Below are 23,886 nucleotides of genomic sequence, written 5' to 3'. Positions count from 1 at the left end.
GGCGCGCGGGAGGGACGCCCGGGCGGAGGGCCCGGGGCGGGATCGGGGGGGGGGAGATGCGGCTAGACGGTGACCGCGACGCGCGGAGTGCGCCGGGACCGGGAGGCGCTCGGCGTGGTCGCGCGGACCAGTGCGTCGCCGGTGAGCTGCACGACGGCGACGGTCGCGACGAGGATGACGATGGTCGCGAGCATCACGGTGGTGTCGAAGCGCTGGTAGCCGTAGGTGACGGCGACGTAGCCGATGCCGCCCGCGCCGATCGTGCCGGCGATGGCGGAGTACTCGATCATCGCGATGGTGTTGATGGTGAGGCCGCCGAGGATCTGCGGCACCGCCTCGCTGAGCTGCGCCGAGCGGATCACCTGCAGCCGCGACGCTCCGGAGGCGCGGGCCACCCGGGTCAGCGCGAGCGGCACGCTGCGCAGCGCGTTCTCGACGATGCGGGTGAAGAAGGCGATGCCGGCGATCGACATCGGCACGACGGCCGCCGCGATGCCGATGTTGGTGCCGGTGATCAGCCGGGTGAACGGCATGATCGAGGCCATCAGGATGAGGAACGGCAGCGACCGGCCGATGCTGATGATCCAGCTGAGGATCTGGTGCGCGGCGCGGTTCTCGAACAGACCGCCCGGAGCGAGGTTGTGCACGGCGGCGCCGAGAGGGACGCCGACGAGCACGACGATCAGCATCACGATGCCGACCATGATCAGCGTCTCGCCGAGCGCGGGCAGCACGAGCGCGGGGATGTCGGTGAGGGGGACCTTGTTGTCGAGGTGCAGCGCACCGAGGGCGTGCACAGTGTCGAGGTGCAGCGCACCGAGGGCCGCCGAGGAGACGAGCGCGCTCATGCCGCCGCCTCCTCGACGAGGGCGTCCGACCGGACCGCGCCCCGCCGCACCGACAGCCCGAGAGCGTCGGCGGCGTGCGCGAGCCGGCGCTCCTCGACCGGCCCGAGGCCGATCGTCGCGTGCCCGACGGCGCGTCCGTCGACCGTCTCGATCGCCGCGCCGAGCAGCGCGACCGGCCCGACCGCGTCGGACAGCCGCGTCACCCAGTCGGCCGGCACTCCGTCGCGGGCGTAGCCGACGACCCACTCGTCGAGCCCCGCGCCCGGCAGCACTGAGGGGCGCACCGGGTTGAGCGCGAGGCCGAGCGGCGAGGACGCGTCGCGCAGCAGGTCGACGAGGCGCCCCGACTCCACGATGCGGCCGTGATCGAGGCGCGCGACGGAGTCCGCGACCTGACGCACCGTCTCCATCTCGTGGGTGATGAAGAGGATCGACAGGCCGAGGTCGTCGCGCAGCTCCTTGAGGAGCGTCGTGATCGCGGTGGTCGAGGCGGGGTCGAGTCCGGAGGTCGCCTCGTCGGAGAGCAGGACGGAGGGGCGCAGGGCGAGGGCGCGGGCGATGCCGACCCGCTGGCGCTGGCCGCCGGAGAGCTGGTGCGGGTAGTACCGGGCGCGGTCGCCGAGGCCCACGCGCTCGAGCAGCTCGGCGACGCGGCGCTTCGTCTCGGCTGCGGTGACGCCCAGGTAGTCGAGCGGGAGGGCGACGTTCTGCTCCGCGGTCCGGCGGCTGAAGAGGCCGTCGGACTGGAAGACGGTGCCGATGCGGCGGCGGGCGACCCGCAGCTCCGCCTCGGACAGCTGCGAGAGGGCGTCGCCGTTGACGACGACGGTGCCGGAGGTGGACCGCTCGAGCAGGTTGACGCAGGCGGCGAGGGTGCTCTTGCCGGCGCCGCTCGGCCCGACGACGGCGTAGATCTCGCCGGTGCCGACCGAGAAGTCGAGGCGGTCGAGCACGGTCACGGCGTCGGCGCCCTGCCCGTAGACCTTGGTGAGCTGCTCGAGGCGGATCATGGCGTCGGTCCTTCCGGGAGGGTGCGCGGGCGCGCAGGAGAGCGCCCGGTGCGGGGTGGGAGAGGGGGCGCGGGGTGCTCGGAGACGTTGTCCGCGTCGGTGTGCTGATGATGATGGCGCGGTGCGGCGGGCGGGCGCGACGGCGGCCGACGCTCGCCGTAACAGAAGGCGCTCGCGGCGCCCGATCGGCGCCGATCCGCGGCTCTTCACCGACGGGTGTCGGCGAACGAGGGGGCGGAGCGGGGCGGACTCGCGCAGAACATCAGCTGAGAAGGGGAAGCCTCCTCTGTGGGGCGAGGCCCACCCGTCTCAGCTGATGTTGTGCGGCGGCGGCGCGTGGGCGGGCTCGCCGAGGGCGCCGGTCAGCGCAGTGCGTCGAGGACGGTCCGCTCGTCCCGAGGCTCCAGGCCGGACCGGCGGGGCCGGTCCAGTCCGCGGGCGCGCTCGTCGTCGAGGACGCGGCGCAGCGTCTCCACGGGCGGACGGTGGCGGCCGCCGGCGCGGAAGTACGAGGCGGTGCTGCGCCGGCTGAAGCCGACCGCCTCGGCGGGCAGCCACAGCGGGAGCGACCGCGGGCCGGCCCAGTAGCCGACGCCGTGCGCGAGCAGGGTCTCGTCGTCGGCGGGCACGACGTCGCCGCGGAAGGCGGCGAGCTCGGCGGCGGTCGCGAGGAGGTCGCCCAGGGGCACGGCCGGGCCGACGGCGTCGACGGCTCCGGTCACTCCCGCCGAGCCCGCCGCGTGCAGCCAGTCGGCGAGGTCGTCGACGTCGATCGCCTGCGCGAACCGGCCGTCCGTCTCGGGCGTCAGGACCGTCCCGCCGCGGGCGAGGCGGGCCGGCCAGTAGCCCAGCCGGTCGCTCGGGTCGCCGGGCCCGGCGATCAGGCCGGGGCGCGCGATCAGCAGCCGGCCGCCGAGGGCGTCGGCGGCGGCGCGCTCGGCCAGGACCTTCGCGTCCGCGTACTGCCCGGGGTCGGCCGGCTCGACCAGGGCGGCGGACTCGTCGGCGTCGGGCCGCTCCACGTCGGCGTACACGGAGACGGAGGAGACCAGAGTCCAGTGCGCGGCGGCCGGCGCGAGGCGGTCGAGGGCCGGCCCGACGAGCTCGGGAGCGTGGGCGAGCTCGACGACCTCGTCCCACTCGCCGCGCAGACCGTCGTAGGCGCCCGGGTCGCGCCGGTCGACGCGCAGATGCCGCGCGCCGCCCGGAACCGCTCCCGCCTCGCCGCGGGCCACGCAGGTGACCTCGTCCCCCGCCGCGACCGCCCGCTCCGCGAGCCGGCGCCCCAGCCATCCGCTGCCACCCAGGATCAGGACTCTGCGCATGCCCCCACTGAACCGGATCACCGCTCCGCTCCGTAGCCGTGTCCGCCGGCAGCGGAACGGTTCAGCACACGAGCAGCGCGAACGTCATCCCTCTGCCTCCCCGTTCATCCAGCAGCGCGACGTTCTGCGCCAGATGAGCCGGTACCTCTCTCCCGTCGTCAGGATTCTCTCCCGAGAGCGCCGATCCGAGGTGCGAAGTCGTGCCATCGAATTCAGCGCCACTTGATGCCGTTGACAAGCGGGGGTAGATTCCATGACCAAGCCGCAGAAGTATCGCGACGTGGCGAAGTTCCTCCGCTCGCAGGGCTGGGAACGGCTCCGCGATGCGAAGGGGTCCCACGAATGGTGGGGAGACCCGGACGGGAAGGGCCGGATCAGCATTCCAGCGCACGGCGAGGTGTCGGCGGGAGTGGTCCGGCAGATCGTCGCCGTCTTCCCCGCGACGCCGCCGAGCTGGCGATGACACGAGAACGAGGAGGTCGGTCGGCATGACCGAGGAGACGATCGCTGCCCACGCACACCGGGAGGGCCGCTGGTGGGTGTTCACGATCCCCGCGCTGACGAGCGCCGGTCCGACTGGAGCGGAGATCGTCGCGATGGGACAGTCGCGCTCACTCAAGGATCTCGACGAGGACGTGCGCGACGTCGCCGCGCTCTGGCTGGATCTCGAGAGCTGGGACGGCGGGGTCGACGTCGTGATCGAACTGCCGGCCGAGGTGTCCGTGCTGCTCTCCGAGGCCGAGTCGGCGGAGCGCGAAGGGCGGGCGTCGATGGCCCGCAGCGCACGCCTCCGCCGGGAGGCCGCCCGGTCCCTGCTCGCCGATCACCGGCTGACGCAAGCGGAGGCGGCACGAGTGCTCCAGATCACCCCGCAGCGGATGAGCCAGCTCGTAGCGCCGCGGAAGACGTCGGACGAGTCCAGACGCTGAAGGCACCTCTGCCGCGGCGACGCTCAGCGCGCGAGGAGCTCGCCGTGGGGCATCGAGAGCCAGCCGTCCTCGTCGCGGGACCAGGCGCGCCAGGCGTCGCTGATCGCCTCGAGCTCGGCCTGCGTGGCGAGGCCGCGCTCGAGGGCGACGGTGGCGAAGGAGGAGGAGACCGCCCGGTCCGCCCACATGCCGCCCCACCAGGCGCGGTCCTCCGCGTTCTCGAACACCCAGAGCGAGGCGGTGACCTCGACGCTCTCGAAGCCGGCCTCCCGCGCCCAGGCCTTGAGGCGCCGGCCCGCGTCGGGCTCGCCGGCCGAGGCGCGGTGCACCCGCTGGTAGAGCGCGGCCCAGGCCTGCAGGCCCTCCGTGAACGGGTGGATCAGCACGCCGGCGTAGTCGACGTCGCGCGCGGCGACGAGGCGGCCGACCCGGCCCCACTCGCGCAGCGCGTCGACCGGACGGGTGAGGTGCTGCAGGACCTGGTGCGCGTGCACGACGTCGAAGGAGTCGTCCGCGAACGGCAGCGCGTAGGCGTCCGCCACCTCGAACTCCGCCGCGGAGTCGAGGGCCGCGGCCTGCGCGATCACCTCGGCCGAGGCGTCCACCCCGAGCACCCGGCCGGGGGCGACCCGCTCGGCGAGGTCGACCGTGATCGTCCCCGGGCCGCAGCCCACGTCGAGGATCGAGACGCCGGGCGCGAGGTGCGGCAGCAGGTAGGCCGCGGAGTTCTCGACGGTGCGCCAGCGGTGCGAGCGCAGGACGCTCTCGTGGTGGCCGTGCGCGTAGCGGCCGGTCGCGGCCGGGGCGGCGTCGGGCGGGCTGGTCTCGGTCGCGGCCGGGCTGTTCTCGGGGTCCATGCCCGCCATTGTGCCCGCCGGCGCGCTGCCCACGCCGCGGACGCTCCTGCTGGCGAAGGCGAGCAGCGACGCCGCGACGATCACCGCCGCGCAGCCGAGCAGAACGGCCCGCGTGCCGACGAGGTCCGCGAGCGGCCCGACGAGCGCCTCGCCGAGCGGAACAGCGAGGAACGAGCCGACCATGTCGTAGGAGTAGACCCGGGCGAGCGCCTCGCGCGGCACGTGGGTCTGCAGCGACTGGTCCCAGGCGATGGCGAACACCTCCAGCGCGACGCCGCCGAGCGCGAAGGCGACGATCAGGGCGGGGAGCGCGGGGACGACGCCGAGGACCGCGACCGGGACGGCGGTGACCGCCATCAGGGCGACGCCGATGGCCAGCGCCCGCCGCGGTCGCCAGCGCAGCGCGATGACGGCGCCGATCGCCAGGCCGACGGTCTGGGCGGCGATCACCAGCCCCCAGGCCGCGCGGCCGAAGGACTCGTCGGCGATCACCGGCCCGAGCACCGTGGTCGCGCCGACGAAGGCCGCGTTCAGCACCGTGAACTGGGCCACGACGATCCAGACCCAGCGCCGGCCGGAGAACTTCCGCCAGCCCTCGCGGAGGTCGGCGAGCACCGAGCCGCCGGCGACCGCGCGGGTCGAGGCGGGCAGCCGCAGCCCGGAGTAGAGGAGAGCGGCGAGCGCGAACCCGGCCGCATCGATCGCGAGCCCCCACCCCGGTCCGACGAGCGCGACGACGGCCGCCCCGCCCGACGCGCCCACGATCGTCCCGGCGGTGAGACCGAGGCGGAGCAGCGCGTTCGCGGGGCGCAGCTCGCCCACGGGGACCGTCTCCGGGACGAGGGCAGACGCGGCAGGCAGGCTCACCGCCGCGACGGCGCCGTTCAGCACGCCGAGCACGACGAGGGCGGGGATGCTCGCGGTCCCGCTGATCACCAGGGCGGCGACGACCGCCTGGGTGCCGGCGGCGGCGAGCGAGGTGCCGACCAGGATCACGGAGCGCGGCAGCCGGTCGGCGAGGACCCCGCCGAGCAGCAGCACGGCGACGTTGGCGAGCGAGCGCGCGGCGACGACCAGGCCGAGGTCGGTCGCCGAGCCGGTCAGGTCGAGGACCGCGAAGGCGAGGGCGATCGGCGCGACGGCGTTGCCGAGCACGGCGGTCGTCCGGGCGGCGAGCAGCCGGCGGAACGGGCGGTGCGCGAGGGGGCCGCGTGCCCGGCTCCCGGGCGGCGGGGTCACGGCCGCCGCAGCGGGAACAGCGCGGTCGTCATCGACACCGGCACCGTGCCCGGGCTCCGGGGCGGCCGGGCCGCCGCGTGCAGCAGAGCCGACGCCTCGCCGACGTGCCGGACGACCCGCCGCCAGGTCTCCTGGTCGACCCAGAGCTCGGCGTCCGTCGAGAGCTGCGGGCCGTCGGCGCGGGCCGCGGACCGCCGCCGCAGCTCCTCGATCAGCGCCTCCAGGTACAGCTGCCGGTCCTCCGCCGGCCCGGCCTCGACGGTCGCGGTCACGTCGAACGGCCGTCCGGAGGACTCGTGCCGGTAGCGCTTCGCCTCGCCGCCGCGCAGCCGCACCGTCTCGACCACCCGCACCAGCCCGGCCCGCTCGAGCACGCGGAAGTGGTAGCTCGCGGTCGCCTGCGAGAGGCCCAGCTCGCGCGCGGCCTCGGCGGCGCTCGCCGCGGCGCCGGTCACCAGGGACAGCAGCCGGAGCCGGATCGGGTGGGCGGTGGCGCGCAGCTCCTCGAGAGTGGACATGCGGCCATCGTCACGCCCGGCCTTACGAACCGTCAAACGGGTCTTTGGGGGTCGCCGCGCCCCGCGGAGCAGCGAGGGCTACTGCGAGAGCTCCCGGTCGAGCCGGTCGAGGAGCACCTCGAGGGAGATCTCGAACTCCTCGTCGCTGTGGTCCTCGCTGAGCAGGCCGCGGAGCCGCCTCACCTCGGGCGCGACGTCGAGGGAGACGTTCCCGTCGCCCTGCGGGATCGTCGCGTCGCCCTCGTCGAGCGGGAGGTCGGTCGGCGAGGTCTCGGCGCCCTGCACCACGGCCTGCAGCAGCAGCTGGCCGAGCAGGAAGCTGCTGAACGAGCGGTAGGCGCCGACGGCCTGCGCGTCGGTGAGCCCGCTGCCGGTCAGCGAGCGGAGGAAGGTGTTCACGGCCTCGATGCTGCGCAGCGGCGGCCGGAGCCAGGGGGCCGCGGGGTGCCGGGTCGCGACCAGCGGGAAGGCCCTCGGGTGGTCGGTCGCGATGCGCCGGACCTCGTGGGCGGCCGTCTGCAGGAACTCCTGCCAGTGCCGGCTCTCGGCCTCGTCCAGCCGCACGGTGAGCTCGCGCATCAGCAGCGCGATGACGCCCTCGAGGAGGTCCTCCTTGCCGTGCACGTAGCGGTAGAGCGACATCGCCTCGACGCCCAGCTCCTGCGCGAGGGTGCGCATGGAGAGCGCCTCGGGGCCGGTGCGGTCGATCATCGCGAGCGCGGTCTCCACGATGAGGTCCCGGCTGAGCTTGCGGGCGGGGGAGCCGCTCCGCTTCGGCTTCTCGCTGTCGGTCATGCACCGCGCCTTCCTGCAGTGCCCGCCCGCCCGGATACCAGGTGCGGTGCCGCGAAGGCAAGCACCTCCACCGTAACAACGCTTACACCGTAAGCTCCGACCAGGCTTACGCTGTAAGTGTGCCGCTGCCGGACCGTGCTCCCTGCGATCCCCGCGCCGGTCCGCCTCCCCGAGGAGCGCGCACCACCCCGCAGAACCCGCTGCGCCGGTGGCCGCGCCCCGTTTCGCCTCCGCCCCGCACCAGCGACCCCGCGGCACCGTCCCGGGAGAGAAGAGAGAGCACCATGATCGACAGCAGCAGCATCGACAGCCTGATCGGCGCCGACGTGCACGGCAGCGACGACGCCAAGATCGGCACCGTCGGCCAGGTCTACGTCGAGGACAGCACGCAGACCCCGACCTGGGTCACCGTCCGCACCGGCCTGTTCGGCTCCTCGGAGTCGTTCGCGCCCCTCGCGGACGCGAGCTACGAGGGCGGCGTCCTCCGCGTCGGCTACGAGAAGGCCTTCGTCAAGGACGCCCCGCGCATCGAGGACGACGGACAGCTCTCCGCCGACGAGGAGCAGGCCCTCTACTCGTACTACGGGCTCGGCGGCACCGATGCGGCGCCGACCGAGGCGCCCCTCTACGACCAGGACGCCGACCGCGGCGCCGGCACGGACAGCGGCGTCGACCGCACTGCCGACAGCGCCGCCGACCGCGACCGCGGCACCGAGGGCCACGACACCTCGGGCCCGACGACCGACGACGCGATGACCCGCTCCGAGGAGCGCCTGCGCGTCGGCACCGAGCGGGTCGAGGCCGGCCGCGCCCGCCTGCGCAAGCACATCGTCACCGAGCAGGTCTCGAAGACGGTCCCGGTCAGCCACGACGAGGTCACCCTCACCCGCGAGCCGATCACCGAGGCGAACGCCGGCGACGCGCTCGCCGGTCCCGACCTCAGCGAGGAGGAGCACGAGGTGATCCTCACCGAGGAGCGCGTCGTCACCGCGAAGGAGACGGTCCCCGTCGAGCGCGTGTCGCTCGGCACCGAGACCGTCACTGAGCAGCGCACCGTCGACGCGGACGTCTCGCACGAGGAGATCGAGCTCGTCGAGCCCGAGGCCGTCCGCACCGGCACCCGCACCTCCGCCGAGGAGACCGTCGCGGACCGCGACGCGCGCTCCTAGCGATCCCCGCGGCGGCCGGCGAGCAGCACCGCCCACCGGCCGCCGCACCCGCTCCACTCCGCACGACCCCATGCACCACCCTCACCTGTCCTGCTCCGGACCGTGCCCGAAAGGCTCCCCATGGATCTCCCCGCCGCTCTGCAGAACGGACTGGCCGCGGTCATCGCGTTCGTCCCGCTCGCGCTGCTGTTCCTGCTCATCCTCATCGTCGGCCTGATCGTCGCCAAGCTCATCGAGAAGGGCCTCTCGCGCCTGCTCACCAAGGTCGGCTTCGACCGCGCCGTCGAGCGCGGCGGCATCAAGAAGGCGCTCGCGAACTCGACGCTGGACGCCTCCGACATCGTGTCGAAGATCATCTACTACACGCTCGTGCTCTTCGTCCTGCAGTTCGCCTTCGGGGTCTTCGGCCCCAACCCGGTCAGCGACCTGCTGCAGGGCATCATCGGCTTCCTGCCGAAGATCATCGTGGCGATCATCATCGTCGTCCTCGCCGCCGCGATCGCCGCGGGTGCCAAGGGCCTGATCCAGAACACCCTGGGCGGCCTCTCCTACGGCAAGGCCCTCGGCAACATCGTCGCGGTGTTCATCCTCTTCCTCGGGGTCACCGCGGCCCTGAACCAGATCGAGGTCGCGACGACGGTCACCACGCCGATCCTCATCGCCGTCCTCGCGATCATCGCGGGCGTGATCATCGTCGGCGCGGGCGGCGGCCTGATCAAGCCGATGCAGCAGCGCTGGGAGGCGATCCTCACGAAGGCCGAGGAGGAGGCGCCGAAGATCCAGCAGGAGGCGCAGAACGCCCCGTCCGTCACCGAGCAGGCGAAGCGCGCCGCCGACCAGGCGAAGCAGGCCGCCCCGGCGACCACCGCGCGCCGCCCCCGCTAGGCGCACGACCGCACCACCCGCACCACCCGCGGCCGGCTCCGCTCGCTCCGAGCAGGGCCGGCCGCGTCCGCAGCAGATCGAGGGGACCGCATGAGCGCGACACCGACCGAGCCGACCTCGACCGAGCCGACCTCGACCGAGCCGACGTCGACCGAGCCGACACCGACCGAGCCGACACCGACCGAGCCGACCGCGTCCGAGCCGGCGCCGACCGCCGAGGTGGTCCTGCACGAGGAGCGCCTCCTCGTCGGCACGCGCAGGCACGCCACCGAGCGCGTCCGGGTCAGGCGGGTCGTCGTGACCGAGCAGCGCACGATCACGGTCGAGGTCCGCCGCGAGGAGCTGCGCGTCACCCGCGAGCCGATCGCCGACGGCCCGCCGCTGCCCGACGCGATCGCGGCGGCCCCGCAGGAGCCGATCGTCGTGGTCCTGCACGAGGAGCGGATCGCCCTCACCCGGACCGTCGTCCCCGTCGAGCGCGTGACGGTGCGGGTCGAGTCCGTCGCCGGCGCCCGCGACGTCACCGCGTCGCTGCGCCACGAGGTCGCCGACGTCGAGTCGTCGACGGCGCGGGAGCAGGAGAGCCCCGACCTGTTCTGATGTCGGCCACCGCCGCTACGGTCGAGCGATGACCTGGTCTCGCTCCGACTCTCCGGTTCCCGCTGTCTCCGCCGAGGAGTGGGCCGAGCTCCGCGAGCGCGTCCGCCGGACCCGCTGGTCGCCGGAGTGGCCGGTCGAGGGCTGGTCGGCGGGGACCGACCAGGCCGAGCTGCGGCGGCTGGCCCGGCGCTGGGCGGAGGAGTTCGACTGGCCGGGACAGGAGCGGCGGATGCGCGAGCTGCCGTGGGCGCAGGCCGACCTCGACGGGACGCCGATGGCCTATCTCCGCTTCGAGGCCGAGACGCCCGGCCGCCTGCCGATCGTCCTGACGAACGGCTGGCCCAGCACCGCGCTCGAGCTGGTGGCGCTCGCCGAGCGGCTCGCCTCGCCGTCGCGGTTCGGCGGCGACCCGGCGGAGGCGGCCACCGTCGTCGTGCCCGCGCTTCCGGGCTTCCCGTTCTCGCCGCAGCGGCCGGGGCTGGACGAGCAGACGCACGAGCTCTGGCACCGGCTGATGACCGAGGAGCTCGGGTTCACCCGCTACGCCGCGCACGGCGGCGACCTGGGGGCGGGCATCACCTCGCGGCTGGCCGAGAGCCACCCGGAGGCGGTGGCGGGGATCCATCTGCTCGCCGTCGCCTCGCCGCAGCACGTCGAGGACGACTCGCTCACCGCCGAGGAGCGCGAGCACCTCGAGGAGCAGCGCACCTGGTTCGCGGACGAGGGCGCCTACGAGCACCAGCAGCAGACCCGGCCGCTCACCCTCGCGCCCGCGCTGTCGGACTCGCCGGTCGGCCTGCTCGCCTGGATCCTGGAGAAGCACCGGGCCTGGAGCGACTGCAGCGGTGACCTCGCGACCCGCTTCGACGACGACTACCTGCTCACCCTCGCCTCGCTCTACTGGTTCACCGACTCGATCGCCACGTCGCTCCGGCCCTACTGGGAGTACGCGACCGGGCGGACGGCGCGGGTCGGCCGGGTCGAGGTGCCGACCGCGCTCGCCGTCTTCCCCTTCGACCTCACGCACCCGCCGCGCAGCTGGGCCGAGCGCAGCTACGACGTCGTCCGGTACACGCCGATGCCCCGCGGCGGCCACTTCGCGCCGCACGAGGAGCCGGACCTGCTCGCCGCCGACATCCGCGCGCTGCTGGCGCTGGTGCAGTAGCGAAGAGACACCCCGCCCTTGCGGCCGCCCCCGCTCCGCGCGTACCGTCGTCGCGTACCTCGTCGCGAGCCGCGACGTCGGGGCGGCCACCTCACCGGCCGGCCGATCGGCTCGCGGACACGGGGGCTCCCCGCAGGAAAGACGGTCTCGTGCGCATCAGCACCGGTACTGCGTCCACGACGCAGCAGCTGCCCTCGCACTGACGACCCCTGCTCCCGCCCGCTGAACCGGGCGGACGCGCGCTCCCGCCCCGGCGGAGGGCGGTGGTCGTCGTGCGCCGACGCGACCACCGGGAGCACCGTGCCCTTCTCTTCACCGACCCCTCCGTCCCTCGTCCTCACCGACTGCTCGTTCGCCTGGCCGGACGGCTCGGTCGTCCTCGACCACGTGACCGCCGCGTTCGGCCGCGGCCGCACCGCCCTCGTCGGAGCGAACGGCGCCGGCAAGTCCACGCTCGTGCGGCTCGTCGCCGGCGACCTCGTGCCGACGGGAGGGACCGTCACCGCGACCGGCGCGGTCGACCTGCTGCCGCAGCGCCTGCCGCGCGGCGCCGACGACACCGTCGCCGATCTGCTCGGGATCCGCGGCCGGCTCGACGCACTGCACGCGATCCTGGCCGGCGACGCCGGGGCGGACCGGTTCGAGGCGCTCGCCGACGACTGGGACATCGAGGCCCGGGCCGTCGCCGCGCTGGGCACTGCCGGACTCGACCTCGACGCCGCCGATCTGCTCCGCCCCGTCTCGATGCTCTCCGGCGGGCAGGCGGTCCTCGCGGCCGTGACAGGGGTGGCGCTGCGCGGCCGGCCGATCGCGGTCCTCGACGAGCCCACGAACGACCTGGACCGCCGCTCCCGGCAGCTGCTGCTCGCGCTCGTCGACGGCTGGCGCGGCACCCTCGTCGTCGTCAGCCACGACCGGGAGCTGCTCGAGCACGTCGACGAGATCGCGGAGCTGCGCGACGGCGAGCTGCGCACCTCGGCGGGCACGTTCTCCGACTTCGAGGAGCGGCTCGCCGTCGAGCGCGCGGCCGTCGAGCGCGACGTCCGCGTCGCCGAGCAGGTGCTGCGCGCCGAGAAGCGCCAGCGGATCGAGGCGCAGACCACGATCGCCCGCCGCGCGAAGGCGGGCGAGAAGTCGGGGCGGTCGATGCCGAAGGGCGCCTCCGACTTCCGCCGCGGCCGCGCGGAGGGGACCGCGGGACGACTCCGCTCCGGTCATGCCGAGGCCGAGGCGCGCGCGAAGGACCGGGTCGACGAGGCGTCCGGGCGGCGCCGCGACGACGACGCGGTGCGGCTCGACCTGCCCGACCCGGTTGTGCCCGCGACCCGGCGGCTCGCCGAGCTGACCGTCCGCGGCCGGACCACGGTGCTCCGGGGCCCCGAGCGCCTCGGCCTGATCGGCGCCAACGGCACCGGGAAGACGCTGCTGCTCGAGCGGCTCGTCGGCGCGGAGCCGGACCGCCCGCATCCCGTGCCCGGCACGGACGCGCGGGCGCTCACCGACCGCATCGGCTACCTCGCCCAGCACCGCGAGGACATGCTCGACGACGACCGCACCGTGCTCGAGCACGTCGCCCGGGCCGCGCCGGACCTGCCGATCCCGGCCCTGCGCGACGCCCTCGCGCGGCTGCTGCTGCGCGGCGCGATCGTCGACCGGCCCGCGTCGACCCTCTCGGGCGGGGAGCGCTTCCGGGTGGCGCTCGCCGGCGTGATCCTCGCGCGTCCGGTGCCGCAGCTGCTCGTGCTCGACGAGCCGACGAACGACCTCGATCTGGCGACGGCCGACCACCTGGTCGAGGTGCTGCGGGCCTGGCGCGGCGGACTGCTCGTCGTCAGCCACGACGACGCGTTCCTCGACCGGCTCGAGCTGGACGGGCGGGTGGTGCTGGACGCGCCGGGGTCGGTGGACGCGCCGTGAGCTCAGCCGGTGGGGGTGCCGAGGTCGAGGGCGGCGACGACCTCGGCGACCCGGGAACGCGCCGGTGCGTCGAGGCCGCGGATGGGGCGGGGCAGGCAGTCCGGGGCGGCGAGGCCGAGCTGCTCGGCGATCGCGGCGATCACCCGGTAGCTGCCGCCGTGCTCGGCGAAGAGGTCCCAGAGCGGCTGCAGCCGGGAGGACTCGGCCTCGGCGGCGGCGCGGTCGCCGGACTGCGCGGCGCGCGCGATCGTCAGCGCGGGGCCGGGGAGCGTGCCGCCGATCACCGAGTACCAGGCGTCGCAGCCGGCGAGCAGGCCGCGGGCGGCGGACGCGTCGCCGGAGACGCCGATCGTGACGCCCGCGGGCACCTGCGCTCGGATCGCGGCCACCCGGTCGGCCGCGGCGGCCGGATCGGCGGGGACGCCGGGGATCTTGATCGAGGCGACGCGGGGCAGCCGGGCGATCGCGCCGTACAGCTCGTCGGTCATCGTGACGTGCGTGGTGCCGGGGTTGTCGTAGACGACCAGCGGCACGGAGAGCTGCGCGGTGACGTCCTCGTAGAGGCCGAGGACGTCGTCGTCCGTCAGCGGCTGGTAGCTGACCGGAGCGAGGAGCACCGCCGCGGCGCCCGCCTCCTGCGCGTCCTCCGCGAGGGCGAGCACCTGCGAGGTCCGCAGTGCGCTGATCCCGACGACGACCGGCACCTGGCCCGCGTGCCGCACGGCGAGCGAGGCGATCCGGCGCCGCTCCTCGCGGTCGAGGTAGGCGGCGGAGCCGGTCGAGCCGAGCGCCCCGATCGAGTCGACACCGGCCGCGGCGAGGCGCTCGACGAGGGCGGCGAAGGCCGGCTCGTCGACGGCGTCGTCGCGGAGCGGGGTGAGCGGGAAGGCGCTGAGTCCGGTGAGCACGGTGATCCGTCCGAGGGGTAGTCGCGGGAGAGGGCCCGGCCAGTGTGCGTCGAGCGGGCGGGCGCCCGCGACTCCAGAAGCGCGGGCGGGCGCTGGTCCACGGCGGCGCCCGAGGGGCGTGCTCGCGGTGGACTCTGTCGGTAGATTCGGCCGTATGACCGCCCCGACCGTCCTCTTCGTCTGCATCCACAACGCCGGCCGCTCGCAGATGGCCGCCGGCTACCTGCGCGAGCTCTCGGGCGGTGCCGTGCAGGTGCGCTCCGGCGGCTCCGAGCCGGGCGAGAGCATCAACCCGGTCGCGGTCGCGGCGATGGCGGAGGAGGGCATCGACATCTCGCGGGCCGTGCCGCAGCTGATGACGACCGAGCAGGTGCAGGCCTCGGACGTCGTGATCACGATGGGCTGCGGCGACGTCTGCCCGGTCTTCCCCGGCAAGCGCTACGAGGACTGGGACCTCGCCGACCCGAAGGGCCGCCCCCTCGAGGAGGTCCGCCCGATCCGCGACGACATCCGCGCCCGCGTGCAGGCGCTGGTGGCCGAGCTGCTGCCCACGACGCCTGCGGAGTAGCAGCCTCAGGCGGTGCCCCGCATGCTGGTCGAGCAGGCTCCTCCGGCGGTGCCTTCCATGCTGGTCGAGTAGCCGCCTCCGGCGGCGTATCGAGACCCGGCGTGCTGGAGACGGTGGATCTCGATACGCCCGCTGCGCGGGCTACTCGATCAGCATGAAAGGGGCCCGCGATGCGGGCTGCTGGATCGGCATGAGGCCCCGCGATGCGGGCTACTCGATCAGCATGAAGGGGTCCGCGATCCGGGCGCGGGCGCTCCGCAGTGCCTCCGCGCGCTCGTCGGCGTCGAGGCGGGCGGGTGCGTAGGTGACGACGGGCGGCAGGACCTCGTAGCCGACGAACTCGAGCATGCCGCGGTGGATGTGCGCGAGGAAGACGTCCAGCTCGCCGTAGCCGTCGGCCGCGCCGGGCGCGAACGCCGGCTCCCCGCCGCCGGTGGTCAGGAGCAGGACGGCCCGCCGTCCGCGCAGCCCGCCCTCGGCGAAGACGCCGTGCTCGCCGCCGAACGCGGCGCCCATCACGAAGACCCGGTCGATCCAGCCCTTGAGGATCGCCGGCATCGAGAACCACCAGAGCGGGAACGAGAGCACCAGGAGGTCAGCCTCCCGCAGTGCGTCGAGGTGCGACTGCACCGGGTCTCCGAGCGTGCCCGCGGCGACGGCGGCGCTCTGCTCGGCCTGCGGCTTGAAGTGTCCGGCCGCGCTCGCGAACTGGTCGCGGTGCAGGACGGGGTCCCAGCCGTCCGCGTAGAGGTCGATCCGTCGCACCTCGATCCCGTCCGCGCGCAGCTGCTCGGCCACCGCGTCGGCCTGGGCGGAGGAGAACGAGCCCGGTTCCGGATGGGCCTGGACGAGGAGGGCGCGGCGCACCGGGGCGGCCGTCGACGAGGTGCTCATGCCGCCATCGTATCGACGATCCTCGAAACGTCGCTACGTCCCGAGCGCTAGAGGGTGTCCTCGAGGCGGTGCAGAAGGTCGTCGACGTCCGCAGCGTTCCGGCGGTAGTGCGTGTACTTCCCCACCCGCGTCGAGCGCACGAGGCCGGCGCGCTCCAGCGACCCCATGTAGGAGGAGATGGTGGACTGCGCGAGGCCGGTCTTCGCGGCGAGATGGGTGACGCACACGCCGAACTCCGCGCGGTCGGCGATGGGCTCGTACTCGCTGAAGGAGGCCTCGGGCGTCCGCAGCCACTCCATGATCTGCAGGCGGGTGGGGTTGCCCAGCGCCTTCAGCACCTCGACGGTCCGCATGTCCACCGGGCCATTCTCCTCCCCGGGCCGGGCGTCAGCGGATGGCGTGGCCCGGGTTCCGCTCGTCGTAGCGGTCGCGGGCCGCGGCGATCGCCGGCCGCTGCTCGAGCGACCAGTCGGCGAGGGCCTTCACGAGGTGGGTGAGGCTGCTGCCGGAGGCGGTGAGGGCATAGGAGACCTGGGCCGGCACGGTCGGGAAGACGGTCCGCTCGACCAGGCCGTCGCGCTCGAGGCGGCGCAGGGTCAGCGTCAGCATGCGCTGCGAGATCCCGTCGATCGCGCGCTGGAGCTCGCGGAACCGCCGGTCGCCGCTCGCGAGCTCGACGATCACGAGCACCGACCAGGTGTCGCCGACCCGCGTCAGGACGTCCCTGATGCCGCAGTCGGGATGATCCTCCCGACCGCAGGGCTCGAGGTCCGCGGTTACTCCGGTGTGCGTGAGTGACACGAGAGTGCCTCCTTGTCGGGGCTGACGGGGCGCAGCACGATCAGAGCGTAGTCATCCCGAAGAACCACGAAAGGTGAGACCGTGATCCTCGTCACCGGCGCGACCGGGCAGCTCGGCTCCGCGATCCTCGAGACCCTCCTCCGGCGCGGCGTCCCCGCGATCGGCAGCAGCCGCCAGGAGCGGCCGGGCCTGCGGAGGATCGACCTCGACGATCCGTCGACCGTCTCCTTCGCGGGCGTGGACACCCTCGTCCTCGTGTCGGCGGGGGAGGCGGAGGACGACGTCGTCGTCGCGCGGCACGAGACGGCGCTCGCCGCGGCGGAGCGCGACGGCGTCGGGCACGTCGTCTACACGAGCGTCACCGCGGCCGGCGACCACCTCGCCTTCGCCCTCGCGCACCGCTGGACCGAGCGCCGTCTCGCCCGCGGAGCCGTCCGCTGGACGGTCCTCCGCAACGGCCTCTACGCCGACCTCTTCGGCTCCCTCCTCACCTGGTCCGGGCGGCGGCTCGTCTCGGCGTTCGGCGAGGGAGCGCTGGCCGCCGTCGCCCGCGAGGACCTGGCGGACGTCGCCGCGACGGTGGCCGCGGCGCCGGGGGAGCACGAGGGCCGCGCCTACGACCTGGTCGGACCGGCGATCACGGCGGGCGACGTGGCGGAGCGGCTGGGCGTCCCGCTCGACGACCTCGATCTCGCGGAGCGCCGGGCGTCGTACGGGGCAGCGGGACTGAAGCCGTTCCAGCCCGCGATGCTGATGTCGATCCACTCGGCGGTGCGCCACGGCTTCCTCGGGGAGCCGAGCGGCGACCTGGCCGCACTCCTCGGCCGGGAGCCGGTCGACACCGTCGGCGTGGCGGCCGCCGCCGCCCTGGCGACGCGGCCGGAGCGGCCTCAGGGGGTCTGAACGCCGTCGAGCACGGCCAGGCCGAGGGCGGCGAGGGTCTCCTCGTTGCGCCGGTAGTGCGACCACGGGCCGATCCGGGTGCAGGTGACCAGGCCCGCGCGCTGCAGGGTCGCCATGAACTGCGACGCCGTGGACTGCGACACCTCGGCGCGGGCCTGGATGTGCTTGAGGCATACGCCGACCTCCTCGGCGGGCCGGTCCTGCGCGGGGAAGGACGCGGGCTCCTTCAGCCAGCCGAGGATCGCCAGACGCGTCGGATGCCCGAGCGCCTTGAAGGCCGTCACCAGTTCCTCGTCGCTCAGCTCCGTCATGGCCCCAGCTTATCGTCACATCGCGATATCCCGATGTCTGCTAGACAGGGCATCGTGAAAACGCGATGTGAGGAGAGAGCCGCATGAACAGGACAGCACTGGTGGTCGGAGCGCGAGGGGTGATCGGGGGGAACCTGATCCGGCATCTCGAGCAGGAGGGCGGCTGGGACGTCGTCGGCGTCTCGCGGCGCGGCGGTGCGGACACCGCCCGCGTCCGGCAGATCGCGGTCGACCTGCTCGACCGGGAGGCGACGGCCGCGGCCCTCGCGGAGGAGGCGGCGGTCACGCACGTCTTCTACGCCGCGTACCAGGACCGGCGACCTGGGCGGAGCTCGTCGCGCCGAACCTGGCGATGCTCACCCACGTCGTCGACGCGATCGAGCCCGTCGCCCCGGGTCTCGAGCACATCTCGCTCATGCAGGGCTACAAGGTCTACGGCGCGCACCTCGGCCCGTTCGCCACGCCCGCGCGGGAGGACGACCCGCCGCACATGCCGCCGGAGTTCAACGTCGATCAGCAGCGGTTCCTCGAGCGGCGGCGGGCGGGCGCCCGGTGGTCGTGGTCCGCGCTGCGTCCCTCGGTGGTCGCCGGCGTCGGCCTCGGCAACCCGATGAACCTCGCGATGGTGATCGCGGTGTACGCCTCGATGAGCCGGGAGCTCGGGATCCCGCTGCGCTTCCCCGGAGCGCCCGGCGCGTACACGAGCCTGATCGAGATGACCGACGCGGATCTCCTCGCGAAGGCCACCGTCTGGGCGGCGACCGACCCCGGCAGCCGCGATCAGGCCTACAACATCACCAACGGCGATCTGTTCCGCTGGTCGTCGATGTGGCCGAGGATCGCCGCCTTCTTCGACCTCGAGGTCGCCCCGCCGCTGCCGATGAGCCTCACCGAGGTGATGGCCGACAAGGGCGCGCTGTGGCAGGCGATGATCGAGCGCCACGGCCTCGTGCCCACCCCGTACGAGGACGTGTCGTCCTGGCGGTTCGGCGACTTCGTCTTCGGCTGGGACTACGACGTCATCGCCGACAGCTCGAAGTCCCGGCGGGCGGGCTTCCACGAGTACATCGACACCGAGGCGATGTTCCTGCGCCTCTTCCAGGACCTCCGCGACCGGCGGCTGATCCCCTGAGCGGCGCGGGTGGAGCGCGGCCGCCGGAGGCGGCGCGCTGGGAGTCGGCGTGCTGGTCAGGGGGGATCTCGATACGCCCGCTGCGCGGGCTACTCGATCAGCAGGAGTCCTCGAACGGACCCGTGAGGGGCCTCGCGCCCCGAGCAGGCCCCGGTGCGCGTCCAGTCGGAGGCGGTGAGGCGCGCGAGGGGACGCGTATCGGGGTGTGGCCCTGTGTCGGGCCCCGATTCGGGTCCACTCGTGGGCCGACCCATGCTGGTCGAGTAGGCGCCGGAGGCGGCGTATCGAGACCCGGCGTGCTGGGGGTGGGGGATCTCGATACGCCCGCTGCGCGGGCTACTCGATCAGCATGGGGCGGGGCGGGGCCGGCTCCGGGCGGTGGACGCCTCGGGGGCGGTAGCCGAGGGCGTCGGAGGCGCCGAGGAGGTCGGCGAGGTACCAGAGGACGGCGAGCCACATCTCGGTGCCCTGGAGGCCGGCGTCGTCGGCGTGCAGGCGGAAGGCGAAGCCGCGGCCGGGGCGCCACCGGCCGAGGACGTCCGCGAGCAGGGTCCGCGCCAGCGGTTCCACCTCGGCGGCGCGGTAGGTGCTGCCGCGGGTGAGCCAGAGCGGGTGGACGAGGTCGAGGGCGGCGCAGGCGTCGACGCGCTCGGGCCGGAACCAGCGGTCGTCGCGGGCGTGCCGGAGGACGGTGTCGCGGACGGCGTCCGGGTAGGGGAGCGGGCGGCCGTCCTGCACGAAGGTGCCGCGGGTCGCGCGGTACGCGCCGTTCACGAGCAGGAGCAGTCCGCGGTCGGCCGACGCCTCGCCCCACATGCCGCTGCGGGGATCGGCGCGGGTGAGCAGCCAGCCGTAGAGCGCCTCCTCGAGGCCGACCGGGACGGGATCGCCGCGGCGGCGCGTCCAGTGCAGCGCGGTGCCGAGCGCGTCGACGTGGTGGCCGGCGTTCCACGGGTCGTCGCGCCAGCGCCGCCCGTCGAGCCGCGCGACGAGGCCCTCCGGGGTCTCCTCGGTCACGGCGGTCAGCGGCCGGGCGAACTCCGACCCGAGCAGGTCGAGCGCGTAGCCCGCGCTCAGCACGCGGTACGCGGCCTCCGGATCGGTCCACAGGTCGGCCCCCGGGACCGGCAGCCCGCGGAGCCGCGCGATGACCGCGGCGGGATCGACGCCGGGAGGAGGCGAGCCGAGCAGGAGGTCGGCGAGCTCGACCGCGTCGCCGAGCGCGCGGTCGGTCGGGGCGGCGCCCGGCCGGTCGCGGAAGGCGGGCCCGTCGTGGAGTGCAGGTCCGTCGTGGAGTGCAGGTCCGTCCTGAGGCGCCGGCCCGCCGTCGACGAGCGCACCGCGCAGGATCCCCTCGATCTCCTCGCGCGCCCGGTCCGCCAGGCGCGCGGCGTCCGCGACCTCCGCGGTGACGGGCGCGACCCGCCAGCGCAGCCGCCGCGCAGGGTTGCCGCCGACGACCGCACCGGCCGCCACGTCCTTCGTCACGACCGCGCCGGCGGCGAGCACCGCGTGGTCGCCCACCGTCACGCCGTCGAGCACGACCACGTGCGAGCCGATCCAGACGTCGTCGCCGATGCGGATGCCGCGCGAGCTCAGCGGCTGGCGGAACACCTCGGTGCCGGGCGTCATCGAGTGGTTGAAGCCGAGGATCGACGTGTGCGCGCCGACCCGGACGGCCGAGCCGAGGACGACGCTCCCGCGCACCACCGTGTAGGGGTTGAGCGAGCAGTCGGCGCCGATCTCGACGTCGCCCGTCAGGTACGCGCCGGCGGCGAGGTACGAGCGGTCGCCCAGCACGAGGTGCTCGGGGTCGACCGCGGCCGACTCCGCGACGAAGCAGTCGACGCCGATCGTCCAGCCGGGGTGCGCAGCCAGGAGCTCGCGCTGCAGCTCGAGCTGGCGGGACCGCTGCTCCGGCGAGGCCTCCGCCCAGAACGACCACGGCGAGTGCTCGTGGCGGTCGATCACCGCGCGCCGTCCGGCTGCCCGTCCGCCGGGCGCCCGGGCGCCGCCGTCGAGGCCCGGACGATCAGGCTCGGGTTGAGCTGCACGCGGTGCACCGGCCGCTCCGGGTCCTCGATCCGCTGGACGAGCAGTCGGACCGCGGCCTCACCGACGCCGGCGCGCGGCGGACTCACCGCGGTCAGCGCGGGCGTGAACAGCTGGGCGACCTCGTCGTCGTAGGCGATCACCGAGAGGTCGCCGGGCACCGAGATGCCGCGGTTGAGCGCGAGGTCGACGAAGGCCATCGCCTCCGGGTCGGAGTGGACGAGCAGCGCGGTGACGCCGGTCTCGAGGGCCGTCTCCAGGGCCGCGTTGACCACCTCGGAGAAGTCGGCGCTGCCGCGGTCGGGCAGCGTCTCCTCGAAGTGGTCGGCGGGGGTGAGGCCGAGCGCCTCGCAGGCCGAGAGCCAGCCCGCGGCGATCTTGCGCGAGGTGGGCGAGTTCCGCGACAGGATCAGGCCGACCTTGCGGTGGCCGAGCTCGGCGAGGTGCCGGGCGGCGAGCACGGCGCCGAGCGCGTGGTCGGTGGTGACCGACTCGGCGGGCGTGCCCTCGGGCTCGAGGACCGCGTCGCGCTCGACCAGGACCGACGGGACACCGCAGTCGGCGAGCCAGCGGAGGACGTCGCCCGAGTGCTCCGTGTCGGTGTTGGGGGCGACGATCAGCCCGCGCACGTCGCCGGAGCGCAGCAGGCGCTCGAGCACGGGGCGCTCGTCCTGCAGCTCGTAGGAGGCGCCGCGCAGGACGACGTCGTAGCCGAGGCTGCGGCCGGTCGCCTCCATCGCGTGCAGCACGCCGGGCCAGTAGTAGTTGAGCGAGGGGACCAGGACGGCGATCGAGCCGAGCTTGACCTCCTCCGGCTCCGGGGCGGGCGCCGTGTGACCGGCCGAGCCGGAGAGGACGACCGCGCCGCCGTGCACGCGGCTCAGCAGGCCCTCGCGCTCCATCTGCACCAGGTCGCGGCGGAGCGTGACCGTCGCCACGCCGAGCGCCTCGGTGAGCTGGGAGATGCGGACGGCGCCGTCGACGTCGAGGGCCGCGAGGATGTGCGCCCGTCGCTCGGCAGCGAGGGGTGGGGACTGGGTCTGGTCGCTCATCGTTGCTCTCCGATCGGTGGGTCCAGGTCTATCGCGATCCGCAGCTCCCTGCGCGCGGTGGCGTCGATCTCCAGCAGCGTCAGCCGCTCGCCCCAAACGCTCGTGAGCATCGGATCGTCCAGCTCCCGGACGACGGTGCGGTGCTCGCAGGACGGATCCCAGGCGATCCGGAGCGGCCGAGCGCCGCCGAGCGGGCGGACCCGGGCGGCTCCGCGCTCGGTCACGACGTCTCCCGCGAGGAGCAGTCGGATCGCGGTGCCGGGCTCATCGTCCTGATCGTCCCACGGGGCGAGGTCCCAGCGGTCCTCGAGCACGACCCTTGCGGACGGGCGGTCGAGGGAGACGGTGCGGCGCCAGGAGCGCAGGCCCGTCCCGGGGTAGGCGGCGGCGAGCTCCGCGGAGAACGCGGCGGACGCGTCGCTCAGCGCGACCGAGACGTCCGCCGCGGCCGCCTCCCGCCCGGGCGGCTGCCCGAGCCCGCGGACGACGGGCAGGTTGTGCCACTCGCTGCGCATCGTCCAGATGCCGTAGCGCTCCGGGCCGAAGGTGGCGGCGGTGTAGGTGGGGCGGCCGGCGTCGACGACGACGGGCACGCCGTCGCTCGCCACCTGGAACGCGCCGACGTCGTTGTGGTTGTGGTGCTCCGCGTTGTGGCCGCCCTTGGCGACGAGGGTCAGGCCCTCGGCCGACCCTGCGGTCGTGCGGGCCAGGAGCACCTGGACGGACTCGAGCCAGACCTCGCGGGGGAGGGGCGGCCGGGCGGCGGGCGCCGCGGTCCAGAGCGGGTCGGTCGCTCCGCGCAGCAGGCGGCCGAGCCCCTCCTTCTCGGAGGCGGCGGGCTCGCCGGGGGAGCGCTGCGCGGCGGCGTGCGCCATCGCGGCGGTGTCGCCGACCCGGCGGCCGGCCCGGTGCACCGCGTGCCAGGGCTGGTCGCGCGACTGCAGCGCTTGGCCGTCGGCGTGCGCGACGTACCAGTCGCCGCCGAGGTGCGAGCGGTGCGGGAAGGCGACGGTCGCGCGCAGGGCGGGCACGGCCGAGGCGTCCCAGGCGCCGCCGGTCGCGTGCGCGAGGACGTCGAGCGCCTCGAGGGCGCGGCAGGCACCGTTCCACCAGTAGGCGTAGCCCTCGTCGATCGCGCCGTCCTCGGGGAGCACGGCGACGTAGCGGTCCAGGGCGGCGACGGCGCGGGTGACGACGGCGGCGCGCTCGTCCTCCTCGCCCGGCGCGTCGAGCAGGCGCAACGCGGCGACCAGCACGTTGCCGGTGATCCAGGGATTCCAGTTGTGCACGTCGCCGTCCAGGCCCAGCCAGTGCCAGTCGTCGCGGGCGAGGAACGGAGCGAGCACGCGCTCGCGGGTCTCGCGGCGGATCCTGCGGCGCAGCCCGGGATAGCGGTCGTCGAGGCGCTCGCCGAGGACGTGGTCGAGCCAGGCGAGCTGGCCGGCGACCTCGCCGGCGCCGAGGTCGAGGAAGGGTTCGGCGACGTCCGCGAGCACCGAGCCGTGGCGGCGCAGCGCGTCGTCGTGGGCCGGCCAGCACCAGGAGCTCTGCTCGCAGAGCAGCTGCACGCCGTCGGCGACCTGATCGAGCCAGAAGTCTGCTGAGCCGTCTGATGTGCCGCCGCTCGTGCTCGCGGCCAGCAGCACCGCGCGGCTCAGCCGACGCTGCCGCTCGAACGCCCGCTGCTCCCAGCCGTCCCGGTTCCCGTCGCGGTGCACGCGCACGGCCTGGCTCGCGAGCGGCTGCGGCCACGGCGCGAGCAGATCGGCGGCGGCGCGCTCGGCGACCGCGGCGAGGGTCGGAGCATCGGCCGCGGCCCAGGCGTCCCGGTCGGCGGCGGTCGGCACCGGCAGCGACTGCTCGGGGGAGAGGAGCACCCCGCGCGCCGAGAGCGGACGGTCGGGCGAGAACGCGGCCGCGAGCGGGCCGCGGAAGGACTCGATCACGCCCGGCGACAGTGCCGGGGCGGGGTGCTGGGGCATGCAACTGATCATAATCAATCATTTTG

24 protein-coding genes and 2 pseudogenes are annotated in these 23,886 nt (G+C 74.5%); 11 read left to right on the top strand and 15 right to left on the bottom strand.

Going from position 1 to position 23,886, the window contains the following annotated elements; translation table 11 throughout:
- Positions 1-62 precede the first annotated feature (62 nt).
- The 3 genes from MT353_RS14295 to MT353_RS14285 all read right to left on the bottom strand — a co-directional run bounded on the left by MT353_RS14295 (position 63) and on the right by MT353_RS14285 (position 3,183).
- A complete protein-coding gene (locus MT353_RS14295) occupies positions 63-848 on the bottom strand; it encodes a methionine ABC transporter permease (protein ID WP_243624918.1) in 786 nt (261 codons plus the stop codon).
- The gene (locus MT353_RS14290) at positions 845-1,858 is read right to left on the bottom strand and encodes a methionine ABC transporter ATP-binding protein (protein ID WP_243624914.1); all 1,014 of its coding nucleotides are present in this window, start codon (positions 1,856-1,858) and stop codon (positions 845-847) included. Before MT353_RS14290 ends, MT353_RS14295 begins: the two co-directional genes overlap by 4 nt.
- A 362-nt stretch (positions 1,859-2,220) precedes the next feature.
- Positions 2,221-3,183 (bottom strand): reductase, encoded by a 963-nt coding sequence (locus MT353_RS14285; protein ID WP_243624913.1) that lies wholly within the window; start codon positions 3,181-3,183, stop codon positions 2,221-2,223.
- A gap of 253 nt (positions 3,184-3,436) precedes the next feature.
- On the opposite strand from MT353_RS14285, the gene MT353_RS14280 reads away from it, so the two are divergent.
- Both MT353_RS14280 and MT353_RS14275 read left to right on the top strand, forming a co-directional pair.
- Positions 3,437-3,646, top strand: a complete 210-nt coding sequence (locus tag MT353_RS14280) for a type II toxin-antitoxin system HicA family toxin (protein WP_123736102.1) — start codon at positions 3,437-3,439, stop codon at positions 3,644-3,646.
- A 25-nt stretch (positions 3,647-3,671) separates the two neighbouring features.
- The gene (locus MT353_RS14275) at positions 3,672-4,112 is read left to right on the top strand and encodes a hypothetical protein (RefSeq protein ID WP_132437269.1); all 441 of its coding nucleotides are present in this window, start codon (positions 3,672-3,674) and stop codon (positions 4,110-4,112) included.
- A 23-nt stretch (positions 4,113-4,135) separates the two neighbouring features.
- Here MT353_RS14275 and MT353_RS14270 read toward each other — a convergent pair whose 3' ends face one another.
- From MT353_RS14270 to MT353_RS14255, 4 genes and pseudogenes are all read right to left on the bottom strand, one after another.
- On the bottom strand, positions 4,136-4,969 hold the full coding sequence (locus MT353_RS14270) for a methyltransferase domain-containing protein (protein WP_374204712.1): 834 nt from the start codon (positions 4,967-4,969) through the stop codon (positions 4,136-4,138).
- Between the two features lie 60 nt (positions 4,970-5,029).
- Positions 5,030-6,208: pseudogene (locus MT353_RS14265) on the bottom strand (MFS transporter); the annotation flags it as partial.
- Positions 6,205-6,726: a helix-turn-helix domain-containing protein gene (locus MT353_RS14260; protein WP_243599464.1), complete on the bottom strand. Its 522-nt coding sequence runs from the start codon at positions 6,724-6,726 to the stop codon at positions 6,205-6,207. The pseudogene MT353_RS14265 and the gene MT353_RS14260, both read right to left, overlap by 4 nt.
- Positions 6,727-6,804: 78 nt before the next feature.
- Entirely contained in the window at positions 6,805-7,521 is a 717-nt protein-coding gene (locus MT353_RS14255) for a TetR/AcrR family transcriptional regulator C-terminal domain-containing protein (protein WP_123706181.1), read from the bottom strand.
- Positions 7,522-7,805: 284 nt separating this feature from the next.
- Between MT353_RS14255 and MT353_RS14250 the strand changes: the two genes are divergently transcribed.
- The 5 genes from MT353_RS14250 to MT353_RS14230 all read left to right on the top strand — a co-directional run bounded on the left by MT353_RS14250 (position 7,806) and on the right by MT353_RS14230 (position 13,257).
- Positions 7,806-8,690: a DUF2382 domain-containing protein gene (locus MT353_RS14250; protein WP_243624912.1), complete on the top strand. Its 885-nt coding sequence runs from the start codon at positions 7,806-7,808 to the stop codon at positions 8,688-8,690.
- A 120-nt stretch (positions 8,691-8,810) separates the two neighbouring features.
- Positions 8,811-9,575, top strand: a complete 765-nt coding sequence (locus tag MT353_RS14245; RefSeq protein ID WP_123447332.1) for a hypothetical protein — start codon at positions 8,811-8,813, stop codon at positions 9,573-9,575.
- A 90-nt stretch (positions 9,576-9,665) separates the two neighbouring features.
- Positions 9,666-10,175: a YsnF/AvaK domain-containing protein gene (locus MT353_RS14240; protein ID WP_243624911.1), complete on the top strand. Its 510-nt coding sequence runs from the start codon at positions 9,666-9,668 to the stop codon at positions 10,173-10,175.
- 28 nt (positions 10,176-10,203) lie between these two features.
- A complete protein-coding gene (locus MT353_RS14235) occupies positions 10,204-11,340 on the top strand; it encodes an epoxide hydrolase family protein (RefSeq protein WP_243624910.1) in 1,137 nt (378 codons plus the stop codon).
- Between the two features lie 300 nt (positions 11,341-11,640).
- Complete coding sequence (locus tag MT353_RS14230; RefSeq protein ID WP_243624909.1) at positions 11,641-13,257, top strand: ATP-binding cassette domain-containing protein; 1,617 nt, start codon at positions 11,641-11,643, stop codon at positions 13,255-13,257.
- 2 nt (positions 13,258-13,259) lie between these two features.
- On the opposite strand, the gene MT353_RS14225 is transcribed toward MT353_RS14230, so the two are convergent.
- The gene (locus MT353_RS14225) at positions 13,260-14,165 is read right to left on the bottom strand and encodes a dihydrodipicolinate synthase family protein (protein WP_243624908.1); all 906 of its coding nucleotides are present in this window, start codon (positions 14,163-14,165) and stop codon (positions 13,260-13,262) included.
- A gap of 154 nt (positions 14,166-14,319) precedes the next feature.
- Between MT353_RS14225 and MT353_RS14220 the strand changes: the two genes are divergently transcribed.
- On the top strand, positions 14,320-14,733 hold the full coding sequence (locus MT353_RS14220; RefSeq protein ID WP_243624907.1) for an arsenate reductase ArsC: 414 nt from the start codon (positions 14,320-14,322) through the stop codon (positions 14,731-14,733).
- 210 nt (positions 14,734-14,943) lie between these two features.
- Here the strand turns inward: MT353_RS14220 and MT353_RS14215 are convergent, their stop codons facing one another.
- From MT353_RS14215 to MT353_RS14205, 3 genes are read right to left on the bottom strand one after another with little or no spacing between them, the layout of a single operon-like run.
- The gene (locus MT353_RS14215; protein ID WP_243624906.1) at positions 14,944-15,627 is read right to left on the bottom strand and encodes an NAD(P)H-dependent oxidoreductase; all 684 of its coding nucleotides are present in this window, start codon (positions 15,625-15,627) and stop codon (positions 14,944-14,946) included.
- A 47-nt stretch (positions 15,628-15,674) separates the two neighbouring features.
- On the bottom strand, positions 15,675-15,980 hold the full coding sequence (locus MT353_RS14210; protein WP_243599793.1) for a helix-turn-helix transcriptional regulator: 306 nt from the start codon (positions 15,978-15,980) through the stop codon (positions 15,675-15,677).
- 34 nt (positions 15,981-16,014) lie between these two features.
- Positions 16,015-16,428 (bottom strand): helix-turn-helix domain-containing protein, encoded by a 414-nt coding sequence (locus tag MT353_RS14205; protein ID WP_243585752.1) that lies wholly within the window; start codon positions 16,426-16,428, stop codon positions 16,015-16,017.
- A gap of 81 nt (positions 16,429-16,509) precedes the next feature.
- On the opposite strand from MT353_RS14205, the gene MT353_RS14200 reads away from it, so the two are divergent.
- On the top strand, positions 16,510-17,331 hold the full coding sequence (locus MT353_RS14200; protein WP_243624905.1) for an NAD(P)H-binding protein: 822 nt from the start codon (positions 16,510-16,512) through the stop codon (positions 17,329-17,331).
- Here the strand turns inward: MT353_RS14200 and MT353_RS14195 are convergent.
- Positions 17,319-17,642 carry a helix-turn-helix transcriptional regulator gene (locus MT353_RS14195; protein ID WP_243624904.1) on the bottom strand — a complete coding sequence of 108 codons (324 nt, stop codon included), beginning with the start codon at positions 17,640-17,642 and terminating at the stop codon, positions 17,319-17,321. The two genes, MT353_RS14200 and MT353_RS14195, sit on opposite strands and share 13 nt — an antisense overlap.
- 83 nt (positions 17,643-17,725) lie before the next feature.
- Here MT353_RS14195 and MT353_RS22130 point away from each other — a divergent pair.
- Both MT353_RS22130 and MT353_RS14190 read left to right on the top strand, forming a co-directional pair.
- A pseudogene (locus MT353_RS22130) lies at positions 17,726-17,920 on the top strand (NAD-dependent epimerase/dehydratase family protein); the annotation flags it as partial.
- Positions 17,921-17,994: 74 nt separating this feature from the next.
- Entirely contained in the window at positions 17,995-18,774 is a 780-nt protein-coding gene (locus MT353_RS14190) for an SDR family oxidoreductase (RefSeq protein WP_243624903.1), read from the top strand.
- A gap of 336 nt (positions 18,775-19,110) precedes the next feature.
- On the opposite strand, the gene MT353_RS21650 is transcribed toward MT353_RS14190, so the two are convergent.
- Genes MT353_RS21650 through MT353_RS14170 form a run of 3 tightly spaced genes read right to left on the bottom strand, consistent with a single transcriptional unit; the run spans position 19,111 to position 23,860 of the window.
- A complete protein-coding gene (locus tag MT353_RS21650) occupies positions 19,111-20,745 on the bottom strand; it encodes an acyltransferase (protein ID WP_308197527.1) in 1,635 nt (544 codons plus the stop codon).
- Positions 20,742-21,878, bottom strand: coding sequence for a substrate-binding domain-containing protein (locus MT353_RS14175; protein ID WP_243624902.1), 1,137 nt, complete (start codon positions 21,876-21,878; stop codon positions 20,742-20,744). Before MT353_RS14175 ends, MT353_RS21650 begins: the two co-directional genes overlap by 4 nt.
- Positions 21,875-23,860, bottom strand: a complete 1,986-nt coding sequence (locus MT353_RS14170; RefSeq protein ID WP_243624901.1) for a heparinase II/III family protein — start codon at positions 23,858-23,860, stop codon at positions 21,875-21,877. The genes MT353_RS14175 and MT353_RS14170 overlap by 4 nt, the downstream gene beginning before the upstream one ends.
- Between the last annotated feature and the right edge of the window lie 26 nt (positions 23,861-23,886).

The sequence above is a fragment of the Rathayibacter sp. VKM Ac-2927 genome (assembly GCF_022815525.1).
GTDB classification, from domain to species: Bacteria; Actinomycetota; Actinomycetes; order Actinomycetales; family Microbacteriaceae; genus Rathayibacter; species Rathayibacter festucae.
This window is presented reverse-complemented; position numbering and strand designations above follow the sequence as displayed.

Excerpts from the sequence above, each read along its gene's own strand:
- MT353_RS14295 (WP_243624918.1), bottom strand. The coding sequence starts at position 848 with ATGAGCGCGCTCGTCTCCTCGGCGGCCCTCGGTGCGCTGCACCTCGAC.
- MT353_RS14290 (WP_243624914.1), bottom strand. The coding sequence starts at position 1,858 with ATGATCCGCCTCGAGCAGCTCACCAAGGTCTACGGGCAGGGCGCCGAC.
- MT353_RS14285 (WP_243624913.1), bottom strand. The coding sequence starts at position 3,183 with ATGCGCAGAGTCCTGATCCTGGGTGGCAGCGGATGGCTGGGGCGCCGG.
- MT353_RS14280 (WP_123736102.1), top strand. The coding sequence starts at position 3,437 with ATGACCAAGCCGCAGAAGTATCGCGACGTGGCGAAGTTCCTCCGCTCG.
- MT353_RS14275 (WP_132437269.1), top strand. The coding sequence starts at position 3,672 with ATGACCGAGGAGACGATCGCTGCCCACGCACACCGGGAGGGCCGCTGG.
- MT353_RS14270 (WP_374204712.1), bottom strand. The coding sequence starts at position 4,969 with ATGGACCCCGAGAACAGCCCGGCCGCGACCGAGACCAGCCCGCCCGAC.
- MT353_RS14260 (WP_243599464.1), bottom strand. The coding sequence starts at position 6,726 with ATGTCCACTCTCGAGGAGCTGCGCGCCACCGCCCACCCGATCCGGCTC.
- MT353_RS14255 (WP_123706181.1), bottom strand. The coding sequence starts at position 7,521 with ATGACCGACAGCGAGAAGCCGAAGCGGAGCGGCTCCCCCGCCCGCAAG.
- MT353_RS14250 (WP_243624912.1), top strand. The coding sequence starts at position 7,806 with ATGATCGACAGCAGCAGCATCGACAGCCTGATCGGCGCCGACGTGCAC.
- MT353_RS14245 (WP_123447332.1), top strand. The coding sequence starts at position 8,811 with ATGGATCTCCCCGCCGCTCTGCAGAACGGACTGGCCGCGGTCATCGCG.
- MT353_RS14240 (WP_243624911.1), top strand. The coding sequence starts at position 9,666 with ATGAGCGCGACACCGACCGAGCCGACCTCGACCGAGCCGACCTCGACC.
- MT353_RS14235 (WP_243624910.1), top strand. The coding sequence starts at position 10,204 with ATGACCTGGTCTCGCTCCGACTCTCCGGTTCCCGCTGTCTCCGCCGAG.
- MT353_RS14220 (WP_243624907.1), top strand. The coding sequence starts at position 14,320 with ATGACCGCCCCGACCGTCCTCTTCGTCTGCATCCACAACGCCGGCCGC.
- MT353_RS14215 (WP_243624906.1), bottom strand. The coding sequence starts at position 15,627 with ATGAGCACCTCGTCGACGGCCGCCCCGGTGCGCCGCGCCCTCCTCGTC.
- MT353_RS14210 (WP_243599793.1), bottom strand. The coding sequence starts at position 15,980 with ATGCGGACCGTCGAGGTGCTGAAGGCGCTGGGCAACCCCACCCGCCTG.
- MT353_RS14195 (WP_243624904.1), bottom strand. The coding sequence starts at position 17,642 with ATGACGGAGCTGAGCGACGAGGAACTGGTGACGGCCTTCAAGGCGCTC.
- MT353_RS14190 (WP_243624903.1), top strand. The coding sequence starts at position 17,995 with ATGCTCACCCACGTCGTCGACGCGATCGAGCCCGTCGCCCCGGGTCTC.
- MT353_RS14175 (WP_243624902.1), bottom strand. The coding sequence starts at position 21,878 with ATGAGCGACCAGACCCAGTCCCCACCCCTCGCTGCCGAGCGACGGGCG.
- MT353_RS14170 (WP_243624901.1), bottom strand. The coding sequence starts at position 23,860 with ATGCCCCAGCACCCCGCCCCGGCACTGTCGCCGGGCGTGATCGAGTCC.